A 19,122-nucleotide genomic window follows, 5' to 3' on the forward strand; every position below is an offset into this window, starting at 1 on the left:
CTCTCCACCCTTGCAGCTTGCTAATCGGCTTCGCCAACTTGCCAATAAGGGACTTGCACCCTCTGGATAATCTGAGTATATTTCTAGAGAAATATGACTCGCGCCATGCTGGGCGCACACATTGTATAAACGTAACCTTGGCTGTTGGCCTTCGGCATCGTTTATACGAAACCGTTGGGTGCAATTGGAATCATAAAAATTGAACAATAATAGAGACATAAGCATAGGAGAAAATCTGTGGATAGATTGGATTGAATTTGACGCCTCAACTGCCAATCCATCTCAAATAGATAACCTCTTAAAGCCAACCATGGGGTTTTGGCAATTGCTGGAAACCGAATGCGTTGCAGCTTGCTGTGGAATTGACGCTTTTGCCTTCTGGCCGGAAGATATAGGTGGTGCATCAATTAGCTTAGATAATGATTTGCTTTATTCAGAGCTTATTAAGTTAAAGAATGAAATTGCTAAAATTGAGAATACAATAATTGTCAGCACTCGACTTAATCAATTGATACACAAGAATGTATTTGTAAAACTTCTTGAACATCTAATTGAACAAGTAAGACAATCCAATAAGAAACATAGACAATAAAAAAACAAAAGCACCCAACCCAGTTCAGCCTTAACCCTTGCTACGCTTCGGGCTTCAGCTGCACAAATCCGTTATCTAAAATAGAAAGTTAATGAAGAACATTTTACTTGTACTTTTTCTTTTGCTGCTCTCATGTAAATCAAAGGATAATGGACTTCTGAGTGAATTTGAGGTTACCCCAACCCCATCAAAGAAAATGACAGTTACCATAAGGCCAGAGAACCCCAACGATTTAGAAGCTATTGCTGAAGTAAACCGGCTTGCCTTTGGCCAGGAAGCGGAGGCTACGCTTGTGGATTTATTGCGGAAAAGCGATGCCTTTGTGCCGGAGCTGTCTTTGGTAGCTATAGCTGATGATAATGTAATTGGCCACATCCTTTTTTCTGAGGTTGTAATTGTGGATGCAAACCAAAACGAGTTTCCAAGCCTGGCACTTGCACCGATGGCTGTACTACCAGCGTTCCAAAAGAAGGGTATTGGCGGGCAACTGATTATAGCCGGACTTGAGAAAGCGAAAGCCTTAAAGTATAAATCGGTTATTGTGCTGGGGCACGAGCATTATTACCCAAAGTTTGGATTTGAGCCTGCAGAGAAATGGGATATAAAACCACCTTTCGAGGTTCCGGCAAATGTGTTCATGGCTCTTGAGCTTGTTCCAGATGGCTTAAAAGACGTGAGCGGTACAGTGCGTTATCCAAAAGAATTTAACGAAGTATAGTTAGCCAAGACGGTAAGTTGGCTGTGGTATAACTAACGAATAGTAATGAGAAGCTCTTTGGGAAAATCATAACTCGGTCACCTGTCTCATATTTATTTTAAAATCCAGCACATGAATAAACTTAAACTACTATTCATATTAATCTGCACCATTATTGGCGTTCAAGCAGGCTATATCATACTGCAAGATGTTGCTGGCAAAGAGCTAACCTTTATGCTGCTGTCAATTGTTGGCTTAATATTCTCTGCTTTAGCAGTATTGGTAAACATGAAGAAAAAAGCTAGTTAAGGTTAAGTTACGTGCTATACTGCAACGTACTATAAGCTTAATATAAACATGCTATGAAACAGTTTATACTTTTAGTCCTCACCCTTGCAAGTTTTAGTGCAGCAGCACAGAACACAACTGTAAACCAGCCTGTACTCACGCTTAGCAAAGCAGGCACTGCCACTACACTAACCCTCAAGCCCAATAAACCTGTTAAGATTACAACAGCGGATGGGCGCAAGCTGACTTTATACAATTACCAAGCGGTTGGTGATTCTGCTCTAGTGGCTATGACGGATACGGTGGCTTTGAAAGATATTACATCCATAAAAGGCAAGGTTAAAGGCGATTTTTGGAGAAAGGCCGGTGGCAATGTGTTGGCAATAGGCTTAGGTACTTTTGGTGCAGCATCTGTTGCTGCAGGCTCTTCCCTTATGATGGAGTATGGAGTTGGTACACCCTTTTTCCTACTGGCTGTTCCGGCTTTTGGTGTAACCTATGCAGGCATAAAAATAGCTGGCCCCAGACGATTTAATACCACAAACAAATGGGCTTTGCAGATATCTTCTCCAAAAAAGTAAAAGCTTCCAACTTAAATGGCTAAGTTAGCCTCGCATTTCATTACTACTCAAATTTAAAGAATGAAACAGATCAGGTGGTTCGACAGGAAGTTTGACTTCTCCTCAGAGCAGAATACTTTTCCATCTATTTTGGAGAGGATATCAGACACTCCGCTTAGGCTGGAGCACAAGATAAATCAGATAGCCCCGAGCCTATATACTCATAAAACAGATGATGGAGCCTGGTCTATACAAGAGAACGTGGGCCATTTGATAGATCTGGAGCCTTTGTGGCAAGGCCGAGTTGAGGACATTTTAAGTGGCCAGCAACACATGCGCCCTGCAGACCTTGACAATACCGCTACCCACAGAGCACAGCATAACTTGAGAAGTATGAATGACCTGCTTTCAGAGTTCTGGCAAGTACGCGAGGCCACGCTAAAAAAGTTGGCAAATCTATCGGATCAAGATGTATTCCGCTATGCTTTACACCCTCGGCTTAACACCCCCTTGCGTATCATGGATCTGTTCCTTTTCGTAGCTGAGCACGACGATCATCATCTGGCCCAGATGACAGCTTTACATAAAAGCTTGAGCAAATAATAGATTATACACATAACCCTTAAAATCAAACTTATGGCATTAGTTACTCCCGGAATTGGGCTAGTATTTTGGCAAACAGTGCTTATGGCAGTTATCCCAATGTTTTTAATAGCTTGGATAATGATACTGGCCACAAACAGGCTTGATGCAACCCAGAAGCTAGTCTGGCTACTAGGTACAATGTTTCTACCGCTTATAGGGCCATTGCTCTTTTTTGTAAAGTATAAGTCATTTAAGAAGCCTGCTGTACCTCAGTCTTAAGAATCAGTAACCATAAGCATTAAACAAAAAAGCCGGCATTAACCGGCTTTTATACTTTACTCTGCTTTCTCAGGACATTTGTTTGCTATCAGTTCGCTTATATCCTCTATACAAGCTACAGGTATAAAAGTATAAACTTCGTCGTCTCCGCTGCAATACTTAAAGGTAGCAAAAGTGCTGCGGCTGCTAGGGTATACCCATTTATCGCCTCGGCAACCATACACTGCCAAGGGGAACTCACGGTAATTATAGTCTGTGTACGACACCACTTCCTGGCCTTTAACAAACAGCAAACGGCGATACCCATCTTCAACTGTTGCGCCATCCCATCTAAAACCAATGGCATCGCTGATGATCTTTTTGTCCTCGCCGGGCTGGAAGTAGTATAGCTTATCCCATTCGAAGTCTGTCAGCCCGGTAAGGTTTATTGTTTTATAGCCTTTCGCATCCACTTCTCCTTCTGTAACGGCTTCTTTTAGCTTTTGCTCCAGTGTGGTGTTGCTATCAGAGCAGCCCGTTAAGTATAAAAGAGCAAGCAGTGGAAAGAGAAATCTTTTCATAGAAAGTATAAACGCTATGGAATTTGTAAAGGAGACGCAAAATATTGCGTCTCTACGAATGTCAATAAGTTAGCCTCGGTACTGCTCCGAAAGTACTTCCTGCTCCTGTGCCTGCCTCCCAAATACTTTGGCCACCCACTTTGGCAGGAAGATAGAGCCCAGAATCAGGTACGGATAGTAGGTAATGAGGCGGTAAAGCACCACCACAATGTTACTGAACCTGCCCAGGAACAAGCCAAAGAAACTCGGGAAAGCCATCTCCACGATACCGGCACCGCCTGGCGTAATGGCAATCAGCATCACGATCCAGAAGATAAGGTTGCGGGAAATAATAAGGGCATGCTCGCTTAGGGTAACATCTGTAAAGGCAGCGATCAGGCAGTTTAGCAGGAAGTAGCGTGCACTCCACACAAATATGGTAGAGATAATGGCCCTGGCCCAGTAGTTAAAGTCTTTGCCTTTTAGCTGCTCCGATGCCCACACGATCTCATTGCCATGCTGAAAAGCATTCACGCGCCATTTACGCAGAAAACCGATGGATGTAACTTTAAGCAACAGCCACTTAAATGCCCTCGGCCTCACGAAAAGCGCATAGATCATGATGAAAGTATAAAGGGCAATCAGTCCGTAGCTTATGTAAAAAGCAGATTTAAGCTTGGCAATGTCAGAAGGATCAAGATTGAAAGTAGGGAACACCTCGCCTTGCGTGAGCAGCAGCGCAATGGGGGCCGCCACAATAAAGAACATGTTGTCCAGCACTGCCGTCAGCATAACATACGCCAACGATTTGCCCAGCGGTATCCCCTCTTTGTTAAGTATGATGGTGGCCACTGTGGTGCCGCCAACTACGGATGGCGTAACGGCAGAGGCAAACTCCCAGAGCATGATCACGTCCAGGCTGTTGCGCCAGGTCAGGAACTTATCGGTTAGCGAACGGATGCGGTACATGTAACCCAGGTCGCGGATCACAAGCACCACCAGCGCTGCTGCAAGCCACCATACATTGGCCTCCACGATGCCTTTCAGCTCTCCTACCCTGTCGTCTTTAATAAAAAGCCACGCCGTTGCCGCCAAACCCAGTAGTACCGGGATCAGGATCTTTATCGGGCTAAAGCTTTTAAGTATCGTTTTCTTATTCTGATCCATGTATGGGTGGTAAGGACGGCGCCTGCCTCAATGGTCTGGCAGCAAGACGCACCAAGTATAAAGCAAAAGCTAAACTTACGGCAAGTTAGTGATTTAAAAATTTATCGGATTATTCTACTACCAACTGTGTTACCTGGTTGGCTTTATCGATGGTGTCAATGATAATAAAATCGTTAAAGCCATCACCTACCTCAATATCGATCAGGTTCAGTTGCAACATGTCAAGTATAGCCAGGAAGTTGAAGATCATACCTATCTTGTCCGGAAACTCTGCAATGATCTCTGAGAAAGCCACATTTTTGCGTTTCATCACCATGTTCAGGATCACTTCGCGCTGCTCCTCAATGGTGTAAGGGTACTGTATAATGGTGTGCTTAGGTCTGTTCTGCTCTTCCTCAAAACGCACCATCACCTTCTCGAACACCCGCATCAGCTTGTACAGGCTCAGATCCTGCAACTCATACTCAAAGTGGTTGGCGTTGGCAATCTGCTGCAGTTCGTCGTGTATGTTGCCACGGTTTTCCTGGGCCAGGCGTACATCCTCGAGTTCCGAAAGTATAGGCGTGGCGGTTTTATACTTCTTGTACTCCAACAGGTGCTGCACAAGTTCCTGGCGCGGGTCAATCTCATTGCCTTCTTCGTCCTTTTCGGTGCGGGGCAGCAGCATTTTGGCTTTGATGCGCATCAGGGTGGCGGCCGTAAGTATAAAATCGCTGGCTACCTCAATGTTTAGCTGCTCCAGCTGGCGTATATAGCCCACAAACTCATTCGTGATCTGGAAGATCGGAATGTCATGGATGTCCAGCTCATCACGCTCGATGAAGAAGAGCAAGAGGTCAAATGGACCTTCAAACAGGGGTAATCTGATTTCGAAACTCACGTATTCTGCCTTTTTAATGAGCGCTTGTGGCAGCGCCGGTTACAAAAATAATCATTTCCGGCGTAATACCGCCATTTCTACCCACACAACCTAAACCATTGGCTGCTGGTTCATAACAAGTTGCATCTCATATAAGTATACTTTTGCATACAAAGGCTTAAGTTGCAGGCGGCAGTATCAGAAAGACACAACTAAGCTCATGAAACAGCGTTACATAGCATTTGCACTATACTTCAGGGAGCTTTTTTGCGTTAGCTAAATGCGCAATTGTAGGTGCCTGTGTTTTTAAATTTATTAACTTTACGAGTTCGTAGAAAGGGTACGATATCTGTATTGTAAACTTTCACTGAAATTTTTTGTTAGAGGTCTATAAAGACAATTCTATGATTATTAAACCCGGAGAGTTGCTAGCCTCCATCAACACGCCTGCCGACCTGCGTGCGCTCAAGCCAGAGCAATTGCTACAGGTAACCCAGGAATTGAGGCAGTACATCATCGATGTTGTTTCGATACATGGTGGCCATTTTGGTGCCAGCCTTGGCGTGGTGGAGCTTACAACTGCATTACATTACGTTTTCAACACACCTTACGACCAGTTGGTCTGGGATGTGGGGCACCAGGCATACGGGCACAAGATCCTTACCGGCCGTCGTGATGTTTTCCATACAAACCGCAAGTATGGCGGTATCTCCGGTTTCCCGAAAAGAAAAGAAAGCGAGTACGATACGTTTGGCGTAGGCCACTCCAGCACGTCTATTTCGGCGGCGCTGGGCATGGCTGTGGCCTCTAAGTATAAAGGCGAGGATAACCGCCAGCACATTGCCGTTATCGGTGATGGTGCCATGACAGGCGGGATGGCCTTTGAGGCCCTTAACCACGCCGGTGTAGCCAATGCGAACCTGCTGGTGGTGCTCAACGACAACTGCATGAGCATTGACCCGAACGTAGGCGCGCTTAAAGAATACCTGACCGACATTACCACCTCCCGCACCTATAACAAAGTGCGCGACGAGATCTGGAACGTGTTGGGCAAGATCAGCAAGTTTGGCCCGAATGCCCAGCAGATCGCCTCTAAGGTAGAGAGTGGCATTAAGGCGACTTTACTCAAGCAGAGCAACCTGTTTGAGGGCCTTAAGTTCCGTTACTTCGGTCCGATAGATGGCCACGACGTGAACCACCTGGCTTCTGTAATGGAAGACCTGAAGCACATTCCGGGTCCTAAGATCCTGCACGTGCTTACCACCAAAGGCAAAGGCTACGCACTGGCCGAGAAAGACCAGACCAAGTGGCATGCACCAGGTTTGTTTGACAAGATAACGGGCGAGATATACAAAACCCATCACGAAAAGCCGCAGCCTCCTAAGTACCAGGATGTGTTTGGCCACACGATGGTTGAACTGGCTGAGCAGAACCCGAAAATCATGGGTGTAACACCTGCCATGCCTTCCGGCTGCTCGCTTAATATTATGATGAAGGCCATGCCGGACCGTGCATTCGACGTGGGCATTGCCGAGCAACATGCGGTTACCTTCTCAGCAGGTTTGGCTACGCAGGGCCTGGTACCTTTCTGCAACATCTACAGCACATTTATGCAGCGCGGCTACGACCAGGTACTGCACGATGTAGCTTTACAAAACCTGAACGTGGTGTTCTGCTTAGATAGAGCCGGTTTTGCCGGAGCCGACGGCCCTACACACCACGGCGCTTACGACATTGCCTATATGCGCTGTATCCCGAACATGGTGGTAGCTGCCCCTATGAACGAGCAGGAACTGCGTAATATGATGTTCACCGCATCTCAGGATGATATGGGTCCATTCACGATCCGTTACCCGCGTGGCGAAGGTGTTATGCCGAACTGGAAAACTCCGCTGGAGTTGCAGCAGGTGGGCAAAGGCCGCACGATACAGGAAGGCGAAGAGGTAGCCATACTTACCTTTGGCCATATCGGTAACTATGCCGTGGATGTTTGCAAAAAGCTTGCTTACGATGGCATCACCCCGGGCCACTACGACATGCGTTACTGCAAGCCACTCGACGAAGAATTACTACACCACATTTTCTCAAAGTATGAGAAAGTGATTACTGTAGAGGATGGTTGCCTGCAAGGTGGTTTCGGCAGTGCCGTGCTGGAGTTTATGGTAGACAACGGCTATACTTCGCAGGTAAAGCGCCTGGGTATTCCGGATAAGATCTTCGAACACGGCTCGCAGCTGGAACTACACCGCGAAGCAGGTTTCGCCCCGGAAGACATTGAGCGCACCGTGCGTGAGATGATCGGAGTGCCGGTTAAGGTATAAAAAGACACAAGATATCAGACATAAGATTTCAGACTAAAACCTCATAGCCTTTACAAGCTGTGAGGTTTTTTTTGTCTGAATCAGGATTTGCAGGATTATAGAATGGACAGGATAATCAGCAATACCGGGTCGAACTGCTTCTCCTTAGCTAAGGGGAGGGGTTCTGATGTTTATTAAGCAAAATCGTAAAGCCTGTAGCTTTTGCTTAATCTCCCTTCACACAAGATTCTTAACAGGATGACATGAAGATAAGAGCAAGTGCTATTGTGATGACAGAAGAAGCAGTAAAAGCTAAGCTCCCTCTCCTGTTTTTAGGAGAGGGCTGGGGAGAGGCAAAATTCCCTGCCTTAGACAAGGAGGGGTTAGGGGTGGTTGGACCCAGTATTGCAAAAGCGCTCGCAAATCAACTTTAAGTTTTATACTTTTGAAGGTCATCCTGTTTATCTACTAATCCTGCAAATCCTGATCTATGACAAAAGCACATACCCACCCCACCGACACACTTGTTTTCCTGCATGGCTTCTGCGAGAACACTAAAGTATGGGAAGAGTTTGTAAAGCCACTGGAGCAAAAATTCAGGATTATACTTTTAGACCTGCCAGGCTTTGGCGAAAACACCCAGAACGTGCACGACTACAGCATGGAAAGTATGGCCGAGTATGTAAAGCAGCAACTGGATGAGCTAGGTGTGAAGAAATGCATTTTAGTAGGCCACTCGATGGGTGGGTACGTAAGTATGGCTTTTGCCGAAAAGTATGAAAAAATGTATAGCGGCCTTTGCCTGTTCCACTCCTCTGCCCTACCCGACACCGAAGAGAAAAAAGAAAACCGCAACAAGACCATCGAGTTTGTGGAGAAGCACGGCGTGGATAAATTTATGCAGTCGTTTGTGGAGCCGCTGTTCTTTGCCGACAACCGCAAGAAGCTGCGCAAAGAGATTGACTTGATGATCGAGATCGGCAAGAGCACGCCAAAAGAAAGTATAACCGGCGGCCTGGCTGCCATGCGCGACAGACCCGACAGAACCGATGTGCTGAAGAAAATCAAATGCCCGGTGCTGTTTATCTTCGGTAAAGAAGACGGAGCCGTACCCTTGGATAAAGCCCTGGAGCAGTGCCACCTGCCCAACAATAGCATGGTCAATTTCCTGGGCAAAACCGGGCACATGGGCATGTTCGAGCGCACCTACGAAACCCGCAAAGCCATCGAAAAATTTGCTGAAACGATATTTGGATAGGTTTTGATTGTTGATTGTTAGATCTAAATCTTTTTATGCACAGAAAGACCTGGATTTAATATTTTGACTGCTTCTCATTCACACAATCACTCCATCACTCATTCAAAATTCTCTAACTCCCAAACTCTCTAACTCCCAAACTCAAAACATGCCTCCTTCCCGCATACTTCCAACCATTGTGTTTTCGCAGTTTGCGGGCACCTCGCTTTGGTTTGCCGGAAATGCGGTATTGCCAGAACTGCAAAGTTCATTGCAACTGCAGGAAGGGGCATTAGGCCTGCTTACCTCGGCGGTACAGTTTGGGTTTATACTGGGCACACTCTGCTTTGCCCTGCTTTCACTCGCAGACAGAATGTCTCCCAGGCTGCTGTTCCTGATCTGCGCACTGTTGGGGGCCGGTGCCAATGCCCTGGTTTTATACTTTGCTACAAGCATTACTGGTGTACTTATACTTCGGGCAGCTACAGGTTTTCTGCTGGCAGGCATTTACCCCGTGGGCATGAAAATCGCGGCCAGTTGGTACAGCGGCAAGCTGGGCAAGGCCATTGGCTACCTGGTGGGGGCACTGGTGCTGGGCACTGCTTTTCCGCATTTGCTGCGGGGACTGGGTGCAACAATGCCCTGGCAAAGCATGCTGCTGGGGGTAAGCTTACTGGCCGCAACAGGTGGCTTGCTTATGTACCTGCTTGTACCCGATGGGCCATACTTAAGCAAGGGAGCCAGGTTCGATGCCGGTAATATGCTGAAAGTGTTCAGAGTACCAGACTTCAGGGCAGCTGCATTCGGTTACTTTGGCCACATGTGGGAGCTTTATACTCTATGGGCTTTTACGCCATTTATACTTTCTTATACTTTACCCGATCTCTCAACAAGCCAGGTATCGCTGTATAGCTTTGCAGTGATTGCTGCGGGTGCCGTGGGATGTATTGGAGGGGGTTATCTTTCTGAGTTATGGGGAAGCGCAAAGGTGGCTTTTGTGCAATTGCTACTGTCGGGTTTGTGCTGTGTGCTATCTTTGTTTATACTTTCCGGATCATACTTTATCGTGCCTTTTCTGGTGTTCTGGGGTGTGGTGGTGGCCGGCGATTCACCACAATTCTCAGCACTGTCTGCCAGAACAGCGCCTCCGCATTTAGTGGGCACTGCCCTTACAGTTGTTACAAGTATAGGTTTTGCCATCACTATCGTCAGCATACAGGTTTCAGCCTGGTTACTGCAGCTATTAAAGCCGGAGCATACTTTTGTGTGGCTGGCCCTGGGGCCATTACTTGGCCTGTTTGCTCTGCGAAGGCTGGTAAAGCAGCCATAAAAAACGGCAGCCTGCACAAAACAGGCTGCCGCTCAAAAAATCGAAACTTAATTGCTTATACTTTAGCTAACTATAATTAGTTGCTACTCCGCCTCAAGCTCCATTGTAGAGCCATCCGAGGCTTTTAAAACCATCTTATCGTCTGTAAGTTTGGTCACTTCAAAATTCTCCGTCATGTCCTGGCCTTCAAACTGCAGGCTTAGCCGTTTAGCGGTTGGGTCATAGGTCCAGGTGCCGGTTTGCAATGTTCCGCCTCCGCCTAAAGCAAAGCGGCCATCGGCATAAAACTGCATGGTTTCCTGCTTTTCGCTATCGGTCAGTTTATCTTTGTCGCCGGCGGCGGTAAGCTCTTTTTCAGCCTTCCAGGTTTTACTGTTAGCCCCCGATATCATACTTTCGGTGCCAACCTCGTCTTTGCCTCCGCAGCTCCAGAGTACTACTACCAGCAACATAGCTATAGCTTTAGCCAACAGGCCTCTTGCTTCAAAAATCCGAGTATTCATAGTTTTATCTTTTAGGTCTACTAATTTTTTCCACCATTCGGGTAATGCCATAACTTACGGTCTTATACTATTTGCCGTTGCAGAATTATGGCACAACTAAGTAGCTACAGTGGCGTATCTTAGTAAGTGGCTCTGTATCAAAAGCCACACCTTATACAATACGATTTAACTGTACTACGATATGGGACTAAGAGATTTTTTTAAAAAGGGAAAAGAAGAACCCGCTAAACAACAGCCCGGCACCCCTATTCAAAAAGGTGAAGGCCATGGGTTCTTCAGCAAAAGCGATATGAACAAAATTACAGACCCGGGCCCAAACCAGGATGTGTACACAGTTCAGTCAGGCGACTCGCTTTCAAAGATCGCTAAAAAGCACTACGGCAACGCCAACGCCTGGACCAAAATCTATAATGCCAATAAAGACAAGATCGGCGACAACCCAGACCTTATCCGTCCGGGGCAGCGCTTTGTGATACCTAGAGATTAAAATTGTTTGTGTTGAATGGAAAAATAGCCGGCTAGTTAACTAGTCGGCTATTTTTTTATACTTAACAGTATGTTGAAGCTACACAGCGTTTTTAAAAGACGCCATTGTTGGTGTTTCTCACCAACAATCTAAAGGCAGATGCTATTATACTTGCTGGTGAGAACACACAGCTAGGGCAGGCAAGGTTTATTTTAGTAGACCCTAAAGGCACTCAAACAAAAAAGCCTGCCAAACACAAAGTTCAGCAGGCCTTCAAAAATCAATAAGTATACTTCTAAAAATTAGAAGCGCTCGTCAGCTGAGAAGAAGAAGTCAGCTTCGATCTGTGCGTTCTCGTCAGAGTCAGAACCGTGAACGGCGTTAGACTCGATAGACTTCGCATACTTCTTACGGATAGTGCCTTCTGCAGCCTGCTCCGGGTTAGTAGCACCGATCAGCGTACGGAAATCTTCAACCGCATTGTCCTTCTCCAGGATCATCGCCACGATAGGGCCTTTAGACATATACTTTACAAGGTCGCCGTAGAAAGGACGCTCTTTGTGTACTTCGTAAAATTTACCGGCACGCTCCTCAGACAACTTAGTTTTCTTCATTGCCACAATGCGGAAGCCGCCTTCCTCGATCATTTTAGTAATGCCGCCGATGTGGTTATCAGCCACAGCATCAGGCTTAATCATGGTAAATGTGATGTTTCCGGCCATGTCTATTTAATGGTTTGGTTTATATTTTTCGATTTTGGTTTGCAAAAGTAGGGGATTTCGGGCAATATTTGGCATACTTTTCAGATATACTTGCTAACTCTTTTCCGGGCCACACGGTTTTAAAATTTGTTAAAGTATGCCTTCAAAGCCCATATAATTGCTTTAGAACTATTTTATTTAGAAATTCGCGCCTTATATCCTTACTAATCAGAGGATTTAAAACTATAGTATGCACAATATCAACGCTCTGAAAGAGCTGCTGCAAGAGCCTAAAGAAGTGATGATCACCACACATCACAAACCGGACGCTGATGCGCTGGGCTCTTCGCTTGGACTGGCAGGCTACCTTAAGAAAAAGGGACACCGTGTAACAGTTATCACACCATCGGACTACCCTTCGTTCCTGAACTGGATGGAGGGCAACGACGACGTGATCGTATACTCTGATAAAAATGATGCCCTCGTGCAGCGCATCATTAACGAGTCGCAGGTAATTTTTTGCCTCGACTTTAACAACCTGTCGCGCATTAACGAGATGGGTGAGTACATTGGAAACGCCAACGGCACGAAAGTACTTGTAGACCACCACCTGCAACCCGAAGACTTTGCAGACCTTGAGTTCTCAAACACATCCGCCGCTGCAACTGCCGAGATCGTGTATGAACTGATTAAGGCAATGGGCGACAGAGACCTGATCGACGCGGGCATTGGCGAGGCACTTTATGCCGGCATCATGACCGACACAGGCTCTTTCAGGCACCCAAGCACTTCGCAGAACGTGCACCTGATCATCGCAGACCTGCTGCAGATCGGGGTGCGTACCTCGGATATTCACCGCCTTATCTACGACAGCTCATCGGAACTACGTTTGCGCTTTCTGGGTTATGCCCTGAAAGATAAGTTAGTAGTGCTGCATGAGTATAAAACAGCTTACATCTCTATAACAGCAGATGAGTTAAAGGCTTACGACTCAAAGACCGGCGATACGGAGGGTTTGGTAAACTACGCGCTTTCTATTGAGGGCATCGTATTTGCAGCCCTGATCATAGACCGCACGCAGGCAGTTAAGATGTCGTTCCGCTCGGTGGGCAATTTCTCGGCAAACGAGTTTGCCCGCGCCCACTTTAACGGAGGCGGCCATAAAAACGCGGCAGGCGGTATGTCTATGGATACGCTGGAGGCCACCGTTGCCAAATTTGAAAGCTTGCTGCCGCAATACAAAGAGCAACTGCTGCATGCTACAGACAATAACTAGAAATTTATCTCAACTTAAAACCAATGCTATTTAAAACTAAATTTTTGCTGCCGGTACTAGCTGGCGCGATCATGTTGCAGTCTTGCAACAAAAAAGATGAGTTTTATACTACGGCTGATGGCCTGACCTATAAAATCTATGAGAAAAACGACAAGGGCGAGTACGAGAACAAAGGCGAAGTATCCGCTGATGACACGACTGGCGCTAAAGTTGGCGAGGTAGTAACCATGCACATGATGTACAAAAACGCAGCAGACTCTGTGCTTTTTGACTCACGCACACAAAACCAGCCGATCATGATCCCGGTAATGGAGCCAACTTTTAAAGGCAGCCTGGAGCATGCCCTGATGATGATGTCTGCGGGTGACAGTGGTGTATTTAAAGTAAACGCCGATTCGCTTTTCGCTAAAACATTTAACCAGCCGCTTCCTCCCTTCATTAAGCCTGGCTCGCACCTTACGTTCTTCATCAAAGCTGAGAAAATACAGTCGAGAGAAGCCGCTATAGCCGACCAGCAGAAGATGTTTGAGGAACAGATGAAAGAGGCGCAGGTACGTGCTGAAAAGCAGATCAAAGTAGACGACCAGAAGATACAGGAGTACATTAAAAAGCAAAACATTAGCAATGTACAGAAAACAGAGTCTGGGGTATACTATAACGTAACCTCTCCGGGCAAAGGCCCGCAGGCAGCTGCCGGCGATCAGGTAACTGTACACTACAAGCTTACCAACCTGGAAGGCAAAGAACTGGAGTCTTCTTACAACAACCCGATGACTGGCGGCGAGCCATTCACGTTCACGCTTGGCCAGGGCCAGGTAATCCGTGGCTGGGATGAGGCTATCCAGAAACTGAAGGAAGGCAGCAAAGCCACTCTTATTGTTCCTTCTCCGCTGGCTTACGGCGAGCAGGAGCGTGGCCCGGAAATGCCAGCCAACTCTATACTTCGTTTCGACATAGAACTGGTAAAAGTTAGCAAACAGTAATCTTTTAAATACTTTATTTTATGAAAATGCAAACCCTTACCCAATGGGCAACCAACAGCCGTAATTTGCTTAAGGTTTTCCTCTTTGTGCTAGTGGCTGCATCTTTCTCTGCTTGCGGCGACGATGTAGACCCTTATACTTTTGATGTAGAGGGACAGAAGAAGATTGATGAGCAGGTAATTCGTAAGTACTTCCGCGACAATAACGTGGATACTACAAAAGTAGTGAAGACTGATTCTGGCCTGTATTATCTTAACCTGAAACCAAGCAGCGGCGCTGAAATCAAAGCCGGTAACCTGGCGGAGGTACATTATATAGGCAAACTGATCAACGGTGCCAAATTTGACTCTTCATACGACAGAGGCCAGCCTTTTACATTTACAGTAGGGGCTAGACAAGTTATTGCCGGCTGGGATGAGGGTTTACAGCTTATGAAAGCTGGTGAAGAAGCGAGGTTGTTCATTCCTTCTCATCTTGCTTACGGTCCCTATGGCCAGGGCAGTATCCCGCCAAGCGCAGTGCTTATCTTTGACATAGAAGTACTGAGAATAAAGTAAGAAGTATAAAGTATAAGCGTATAAACAGAAGAGGCGCCAAAGTATGGCGCCTCTTCTGTTTTAACTCCTCATGAAAGCACTTCTGAAAGTATAGTCAGCGATTTTATCTCTCCGAGTTTGTCCACGTGTAGTTGGTAATACCGGATAAGTATGGACAGCAACTCCCGGCGCACCCTGCCATTGGGAATGTGCGCCTGCTCAGGGTGGTGCAAAAGTTGGGTAAAGAGTTCTTCGTGGGCCTGTATCGCCAGCACAGTTGGTGCGGCTGTGGCCGTTTGTGCGTTGGCCGAAAAAGCCACCTGTTCTACAATCTCGGCACCTGAGCTAGGCCCGAAACCTAAATGGTGGCTGAGTTGCAGCAAGAACACCAGGTGGAAATTCTCAAAATGCTCCTGCTGCTCATCGAAAAATATGATGGCCTGGTACAGGAAATTGAAGAGCTGCGGGTTCTCCTCCTCCTCTTTTATTGTCTTGGAAACGATTTCGGCCAGAAACAACAAGATGCTGCTCTTCCGGATATCGAATGGAATACTGCCGAAAGGATAAGCGCTTTTATACTCTGATATACGGGTAAGTCCACCCTTCTGCGAAGTATACACCACCATATCGAGCAGCGTGAAAGGCTGGAACAAGGCGATGCGGGAGCCGCTGCCTTTTTTGCGCACTCCGTTCACGATATACGATTGCACCCCCAGTTGCTCGGTGTACACCCTGGCTATGATGGATGATTCGCGGTACTTGATGTGGTTAAGTACGATGCCCCTTGTTTTGACTAGCATTTAATCCAGTACGGCTATTTTACTGATACAGGTTTGGGTTCCGTCGTCGGAGGCACTCATAACCAGGTATACTCCGGCTTTCACACGTTTTCCGTTATAATCGCGGGCATCCCAGGCTAAGGTGCCGCCAGTGGCTTTTGTCTTGTAAACCAGCATGCCGGCCACATCTGTAATGCGTACATTGGCATTGTTAGGCAACCCGGAAACACTTATCAAGCCTGTGTAATTTTTGCGCACCGGGTTCGGGAACACAGTGGCGCATTCTGCTTTGCCCTCTGTAACGGTAGCCTCTGCCCTGTAAGAGGCAACGCCGGCATCCGTGGCCACAAACACTTCTCCGGAAGTATGCTCCACTGCCACCGACAGCACCTTATTAGACGGCATAGGACTGTTGGATGTATTAAAATGTCGGATCAGCTTATCCCCTTCCGGGTTAAAAAGCCAAAGGCCATTGTCCGTGCCCATCCATTTGCGGTTAGCACCGTCCACGGCAATGGCACGCACTGTTTGCCCGTCCAGTAAAGGCCTTCTGTCTACGATTGGTATCCGGGCATCATAGCTTTGTTCTGTAAAAACACTTCCCGGGTTATAGTATACAGCTACACCGTTTGCTGTGCCCACCCAGATATCTCCGTTCAGGTCCTTGGCAAGTGTGTAAACATCACCATTGGGTAATCCTCCGCTTCCATTGCCTACAGACAGTTCTTTAACGCGGTTCTTCGTTTCATCAAAAACCACCAGTCCGTTACGGCGGTTTGCCCTCCGTGCCACAGACAGCCACTTCTGGCCGTAATCATCGATCAAGATCTGGTCGAGGTTACTGGCATCGGGTACATTGGGTACTACAAAGGATTTCCAGGTACCGTCGGGTTTAAGCATGTGCAGCCCTGGCGCACCAGTGGCCTGGTTTCTGTTTACGGCCCATACGTTTCCGTCAGCGTCAACTGCCAGGCTCGTTACCCGCACGTAGTCAGTTTTATCTGAAAAAGACAAAGCACTTAAAAGAGTGCTGTTATGCCCGTTGTATAGCAGGGCCTTGTCCGGGCTTTCCCATTCAATTACACCATTTCCGTAGCTGGCCAGGTATAGCTTTTTTGTAGTTGGGTTGTAAACGGCGTCTACCATATCGTAGCCTTTCACAAAAGACTGATCTGTATACAGATATCGGTTATAACTCTCCCACCTGCCCTGATCATAGACATAAAAGCCGTTCCAGGTGCCGTTGTGCAGGTAAGCAGAGCTATAGCCGCCACTCAGCACATACACTTTGCCGCCATAAGTATAAATTTTAAAGCTGCTTGCGCTGTAGGGCCCATTCGGGGTATATGCAGTTGCCTCGGTGCCGTTTTGGTTAAGTTTTACCAGCCCTGCCTGGCTGTCGGCCACCCAAATGGCTCCATCCTTATCAACTTCAGCCTCACGTGGCGCTATCAGGCGTTGGTGTGTGTAGTTTTTTGCAGATCCATCCCGGGCTACTATGGTTATACTTGTGGCACTGGTTATACTTAAATGCGTGGCCGTTGCATTAAAAGAGACTACGGTACCTGTTACAGGCAAGGCTTCGGCTACCCACACACCCTGGTGCAACGTATAAATCCCGCCTCCACTGCTGCTAACGTAAAGTTTGTTATTGAATACTGCCAGCTTTTCGGCGGCGCTGCCGTTTAAAGGCAATCCGCTGTTTAACCGCCCCCAGTTTCTGTAGTCCTGCAGGTTTGTGCCTGAGTTTTTTGCGGCCAGCACTCCTACGTCGGTAGTAAGGTAAATGCTGTCGCGTAAGATAGCTGCGGCTTTCACATTCACAGCCTCGCCGTTTGGCCCTAGGTTACGGTAACTATCGCGCACCTCGTGCTTAACCAGGTCCAGTACCACTACCCCGAAGGTGCTGGAGATATAAGCCAGTTTGTTATGGATGCTAACGTCGCTGATGGCCTTATCGCCTGAAACCGCCTTGCGCAGGATATCATTTACATTTATAATGCGGCTGTTCTGGATAAGGTCCAGGTTAGTGTTCTGGTAGGCTATTACCAGCGTTTTTGTTGCCTCATCGTAAGCAATGGTGCTTATTTGCTGCTCATTCAGTCCATCCACTTTAGAGATGGGCTGCGTGGTATTGAACTCCTTATCAAAGTAGAAAAGCCCTTTTTCTGCCGCCACGTATACTTTGTCGCCAGCTAGGGCTACAGCTTTGCCCTGCTGGTAAGGCACATGCAAGCGCCAGCCACCCAATGGCAGGCTGCTTTGTCCATAGCTGTTTAAAGCGCCGCCCAGTAAAAACAGGCAAAGCAAAAAGCGAAGGGAAAAAGCGAATGGCTTGCTGTGGTTCATACTTTAACTTAAGTCCGGGATTTAGAGAACAGCTATTTCTTTGCTTTCATTCCGTCTACAAAGCAGTGGCGGCAGCGTGCCTCGTACGAATCTGTTTCTCCTAACAGCACCTGCTGCTCGGAGGCGGCATTCCGGAAAGAGTAATGTGCTATATCGCCGCACTGTACACAAACCGCATGCACTTTAGTTACATACTCTGCCACCGACATAAGCGCCGGCATAGGCCCAAAGGGGTTACCAAGGTAATCCATGTCCAGGCCGGCAGCGATCACACGAACGCCACTGTTGGCCAGCTTGGCACAAACATCCGCCAGGCCCTCGTCAAAAAACTGCGCCTCATCAATGCCCACAACATCGCAGCTGCCTCCCAAAAGCAGCATGTCCTGGGCAAAATCGATGGGTGTGGACCGGATGGAGTTGGCATTATGCGATACTACGTCCTCGTCGTGGTAGCGTTTGTCCAGGGCAGGCTTAAAGATCTCCACCTTTTGCTTGGCTATCTTGGCCCTGTTCAGTCTTCTGATCAGTTCTTCCGTCTTTCCCGAAAACATGGACCCGCAGATCACCTCTATCCATCCTCTTCTGGCAGTATTTTTTCCGTTGCCTACACGTGGTTCAATAAACATGGGTTTGTGATGTGGTAATTTAAATTGCTGATTGTTGGTTGCTGTTTGTTAATTATTGGATGGCTGATTTGTAAACTGTTATTACATTCACACATTCGCTCAATCACTCATTCAAAATTGAAACCTCTTTAACTGCTATAACTCATATGCGGCAGTTTTGTCTGCTCCGGCACGCTGCCTGTAATATCTCCGCCTGATAGTGTACATTGGCAGGTCAGTCTTTCGTTATCTTTCAGGCGGTTGTTGTTTCGGTAGCGCAGCTCACTGTCCGTCAGGGGCCCCAGGTGCTCCATACCTTGCGCTACAATAATGCGGCAGGTGGTGCAGCGGCCCTTTCCTCCGCAGGCATGCATCCAATCCACGCCTTCGGCTTGCAAGGCTTTGAGCAGCGTTTGCCCCTCCGTTACTTTTACTTTAAGTTCGGAAAGGTTTTGCACCGTCAAGATTGGCATAATTTTATAACTTTACAG

Annotated in this window: 23 protein-coding genes; 14 read left to right on the plus strand and 9 right to left on the minus strand. The window is 47.2% G+C overall.

What is annotated here, in order from left to right; all coding sequences use genetic code 11:
- Nucleotides 1-199: 199 nt before the first annotated feature.
- The 6 genes from AC4BAP_RS18605 (at nucleotide 200) to AC4BAP_RS18630 (ending at nucleotide 3,001) form a co-directional block, all read left to right on the plus strand.
- Entirely contained in the window at nucleotides 200-592 is a 393-nt protein-coding gene (locus tag AC4BAP_RS18605; RefSeq protein WP_490584189.1) for a DUF6331 family protein, read from the plus strand.
- 91 nt (nucleotides 593-683) lie between these two features.
- Nucleotides 684-1,310 carry a GNAT family N-acetyltransferase gene (locus AC4BAP_RS18610; RefSeq protein WP_490584190.1) on the plus strand — a complete coding sequence of 209 codons (627 nt, stop codon included), beginning with the start codon at nucleotides 684-686 and terminating at the stop codon, nucleotides 1,308-1,310.
- A 111-nt stretch (nucleotides 1,311-1,421) separates the two neighbouring features.
- On the plus strand, nucleotides 1,422-1,598 hold the full coding sequence (locus AC4BAP_RS18615; RefSeq protein ID WP_490584191.1) for a hypothetical protein: 177 nt from the start codon (nucleotides 1,422-1,424) through the stop codon (nucleotides 1,596-1,598).
- 53 nt (nucleotides 1,599-1,651) lie between these two features.
- Nucleotides 1,652-2,158 (plus strand): hypothetical protein, encoded by a 507-nt coding sequence (locus AC4BAP_RS18620; RefSeq protein WP_490584192.1) that lies wholly within the window; start codon nucleotides 1,652-1,654, stop codon nucleotides 2,156-2,158.
- Nucleotides 2,159-2,218: 60 nt separating this feature from the next.
- Nucleotides 2,219-2,740 carry a DinB family protein gene (locus tag AC4BAP_RS18625; RefSeq protein WP_490584193.1) on the plus strand — a complete coding sequence of 174 codons (522 nt, stop codon included), beginning with the start codon at nucleotides 2,219-2,221 and terminating at the stop codon, nucleotides 2,738-2,740.
- 33 nt (nucleotides 2,741-2,773) lie between these two features.
- A complete protein-coding gene (locus AC4BAP_RS18630) occupies nucleotides 2,774-3,001 on the plus strand; it encodes a PLDc N-terminal domain-containing protein (protein WP_490584194.1) in 228 nt (75 codons plus the stop codon).
- A gap of 56 nt (nucleotides 3,002-3,057) precedes the next feature.
- Here AC4BAP_RS18630 and AC4BAP_RS18635 read toward each other — a convergent pair whose 3' ends face one another.
- From AC4BAP_RS18635 to AC4BAP_RS18645, 3 genes are all read right to left on the minus strand, one after another.
- Nucleotides 3,058-3,561 carry a lipoprotein gene (locus AC4BAP_RS18635; protein ID WP_490584195.1) on the minus strand — a complete coding sequence of 168 codons (504 nt, stop codon included), beginning with the start codon at nucleotides 3,559-3,561 and terminating at the stop codon, nucleotides 3,058-3,060.
- 69 nt (nucleotides 3,562-3,630) lie between these two features.
- A complete protein-coding gene (locus tag AC4BAP_RS18640; RefSeq protein WP_490584196.1) occupies nucleotides 3,631-4,707 on the minus strand; it encodes a lysylphosphatidylglycerol synthase transmembrane domain-containing protein in 1,077 nt (358 codons plus the stop codon).
- Nucleotides 4,708-4,816: 109 nt separating this feature from the next.
- Nucleotides 4,817-5,587, minus strand: coding sequence for a segregation and condensation protein A (locus tag AC4BAP_RS18645; protein ID WP_490584197.1), 771 nt, complete (start codon nucleotides 5,585-5,587; stop codon nucleotides 4,817-4,819).
- Nucleotides 5,588-5,970: 383 nt separating this feature from the next.
- Here AC4BAP_RS18645 and dxs point away from each other — a divergent pair, with 383 nt between their 5' ends.
- From dxs to AC4BAP_RS18665, 4 genes are all read left to right on the plus strand, one after another.
- On the plus strand, nucleotides 5,971-7,887 hold the full coding sequence (gene dxs / locus AC4BAP_RS18650) for a 1-deoxy-D-xylulose-5-phosphate synthase (RefSeq protein ID WP_490584198.1): 1,917 nt from the start codon (nucleotides 5,971-5,973) through the stop codon (nucleotides 7,885-7,887).
- A 242-nt stretch (nucleotides 7,888-8,129) separates the two neighbouring features.
- Nucleotides 8,130-8,300: a hypothetical protein gene (locus AC4BAP_RS18655; protein ID WP_490584199.1), complete on the plus strand. Its 171-nt coding sequence runs from the start codon at nucleotides 8,130-8,132 to the stop codon at nucleotides 8,298-8,300.
- Between the two features lie 56 nt (nucleotides 8,301-8,356).
- Nucleotides 8,357-9,124: an alpha/beta fold hydrolase gene (locus AC4BAP_RS18660; RefSeq protein ID WP_490584200.1), complete on the plus strand. Its 768-nt coding sequence runs from the start codon at nucleotides 8,357-8,359 to the stop codon at nucleotides 9,122-9,124.
- A 148-nt stretch (nucleotides 9,125-9,272) separates the two neighbouring features.
- On the plus strand, nucleotides 9,273-10,433 hold the full coding sequence (locus tag AC4BAP_RS18665; protein WP_490584201.1) for an MFS transporter: 1,161 nt from the start codon (nucleotides 9,273-9,275) through the stop codon (nucleotides 10,431-10,433).
- Between the two features lie 83 nt (nucleotides 10,434-10,516).
- Here the strand turns inward: AC4BAP_RS18665 and AC4BAP_RS18670 are convergent, their stop codons facing one another.
- On the minus strand, nucleotides 10,517-10,936 hold the full coding sequence (locus tag AC4BAP_RS18670; RefSeq protein ID WP_490584202.1) for a lipocalin family protein: 420 nt from the start codon (nucleotides 10,934-10,936) through the stop codon (nucleotides 10,517-10,519).
- Between the two features lie 181 nt (nucleotides 10,937-11,117).
- Between AC4BAP_RS18670 and AC4BAP_RS18675 the strand changes: the two genes are divergently transcribed.
- Nucleotides 11,118-11,423 (plus strand): LysM peptidoglycan-binding domain-containing protein, encoded by a 306-nt coding sequence (locus tag AC4BAP_RS18675; RefSeq protein WP_490584203.1) that lies wholly within the window; start codon nucleotides 11,118-11,120, stop codon nucleotides 11,421-11,423.
- A gap of 281 nt (nucleotides 11,424-11,704) precedes the next feature.
- On the opposite strand, the gene AC4BAP_RS18680 is transcribed toward AC4BAP_RS18675, so the two are convergent.
- Nucleotides 11,705-12,124 carry a nucleoside-diphosphate kinase gene (locus AC4BAP_RS18680; RefSeq protein ID WP_490584204.1) on the minus strand — a complete coding sequence of 140 codons (420 nt, stop codon included), beginning with the start codon at nucleotides 12,122-12,124 and terminating at the stop codon, nucleotides 11,705-11,707.
- 229 nt (nucleotides 12,125-12,353) lie between these two features.
- Between AC4BAP_RS18680 and AC4BAP_RS18685 the strand changes: the two genes are divergently transcribed.
- Genes AC4BAP_RS18685 through AC4BAP_RS18695 form a run of 3 tightly spaced genes read left to right on the plus strand, consistent with a single transcriptional unit; the run spans nucleotide 12,354 to nucleotide 14,919 of the window.
- Nucleotides 12,354-13,379: a DHH family phosphoesterase gene (locus tag AC4BAP_RS18685; protein WP_490584205.1), complete on the plus strand. Its 1,026-nt coding sequence runs from the start codon at nucleotides 12,354-12,356 to the stop codon at nucleotides 13,377-13,379.
- A 23-nt stretch (nucleotides 13,380-13,402) separates the two neighbouring features.
- The gene (locus AC4BAP_RS18690; protein WP_490584206.1) at nucleotides 13,403-14,362 is read left to right on the plus strand and encodes an FKBP-type peptidyl-prolyl cis-trans isomerase; all 960 of its coding nucleotides are present in this window, start codon (nucleotides 13,403-13,405) and stop codon (nucleotides 14,360-14,362) included.
- A gap of 20 nt (nucleotides 14,363-14,382) precedes the next feature.
- Nucleotides 14,383-14,919, plus strand: a complete 537-nt coding sequence (locus AC4BAP_RS18695) for an FKBP-type peptidyl-prolyl cis-trans isomerase (RefSeq protein ID WP_490584207.1) — start codon at nucleotides 14,383-14,385, stop codon at nucleotides 14,917-14,919.
- Between the two features lie 68 nt (nucleotides 14,920-14,987).
- Here the strand turns inward: AC4BAP_RS18695 and recO are convergent, their stop codons facing one another.
- The 4 genes from recO to AC4BAP_RS18715 all read right to left on the minus strand — a co-directional run bounded on the left by recO (nucleotide 14,988) and on the right by AC4BAP_RS18715 (nucleotide 19,104).
- A complete protein-coding gene (gene recO / locus AC4BAP_RS18700; protein WP_490584208.1) occupies nucleotides 14,988-15,698 on the minus strand; it encodes a DNA repair protein RecO in 711 nt (236 codons plus the stop codon).
- The gene (gene porZ / locus AC4BAP_RS18705) at nucleotides 15,699-18,026 is read right to left on the minus strand and encodes a type IX secretion system anionic LPS delivery protein PorZ (protein WP_490584209.1); all 2,328 of its coding nucleotides are present in this window, start codon (nucleotides 18,024-18,026) and stop codon (nucleotides 15,699-15,701) included.
- A 32-nt stretch (nucleotides 18,027-18,058) separates the two neighbouring features.
- Nucleotides 18,059-18,652, minus strand: coding sequence for a thymidine kinase (locus AC4BAP_RS18710; RefSeq protein WP_490584210.1), 594 nt, complete (start codon nucleotides 18,650-18,652; stop codon nucleotides 18,059-18,061).
- Nucleotides 18,653-18,780: 128 nt separating this feature from the next.
- Nucleotides 18,781-19,104 (minus strand): 2Fe-2S iron-sulfur cluster-binding protein, encoded by a 324-nt coding sequence (locus tag AC4BAP_RS18715; RefSeq protein WP_490584211.1) that lies wholly within the window; start codon nucleotides 19,102-19,104, stop codon nucleotides 18,781-18,783.
- Nucleotides 19,105-19,122 lie beyond the last annotated feature (18 nt).

It is taken from the genome of Pontibacter sp. GD7, from assembly GCF_058216375.1.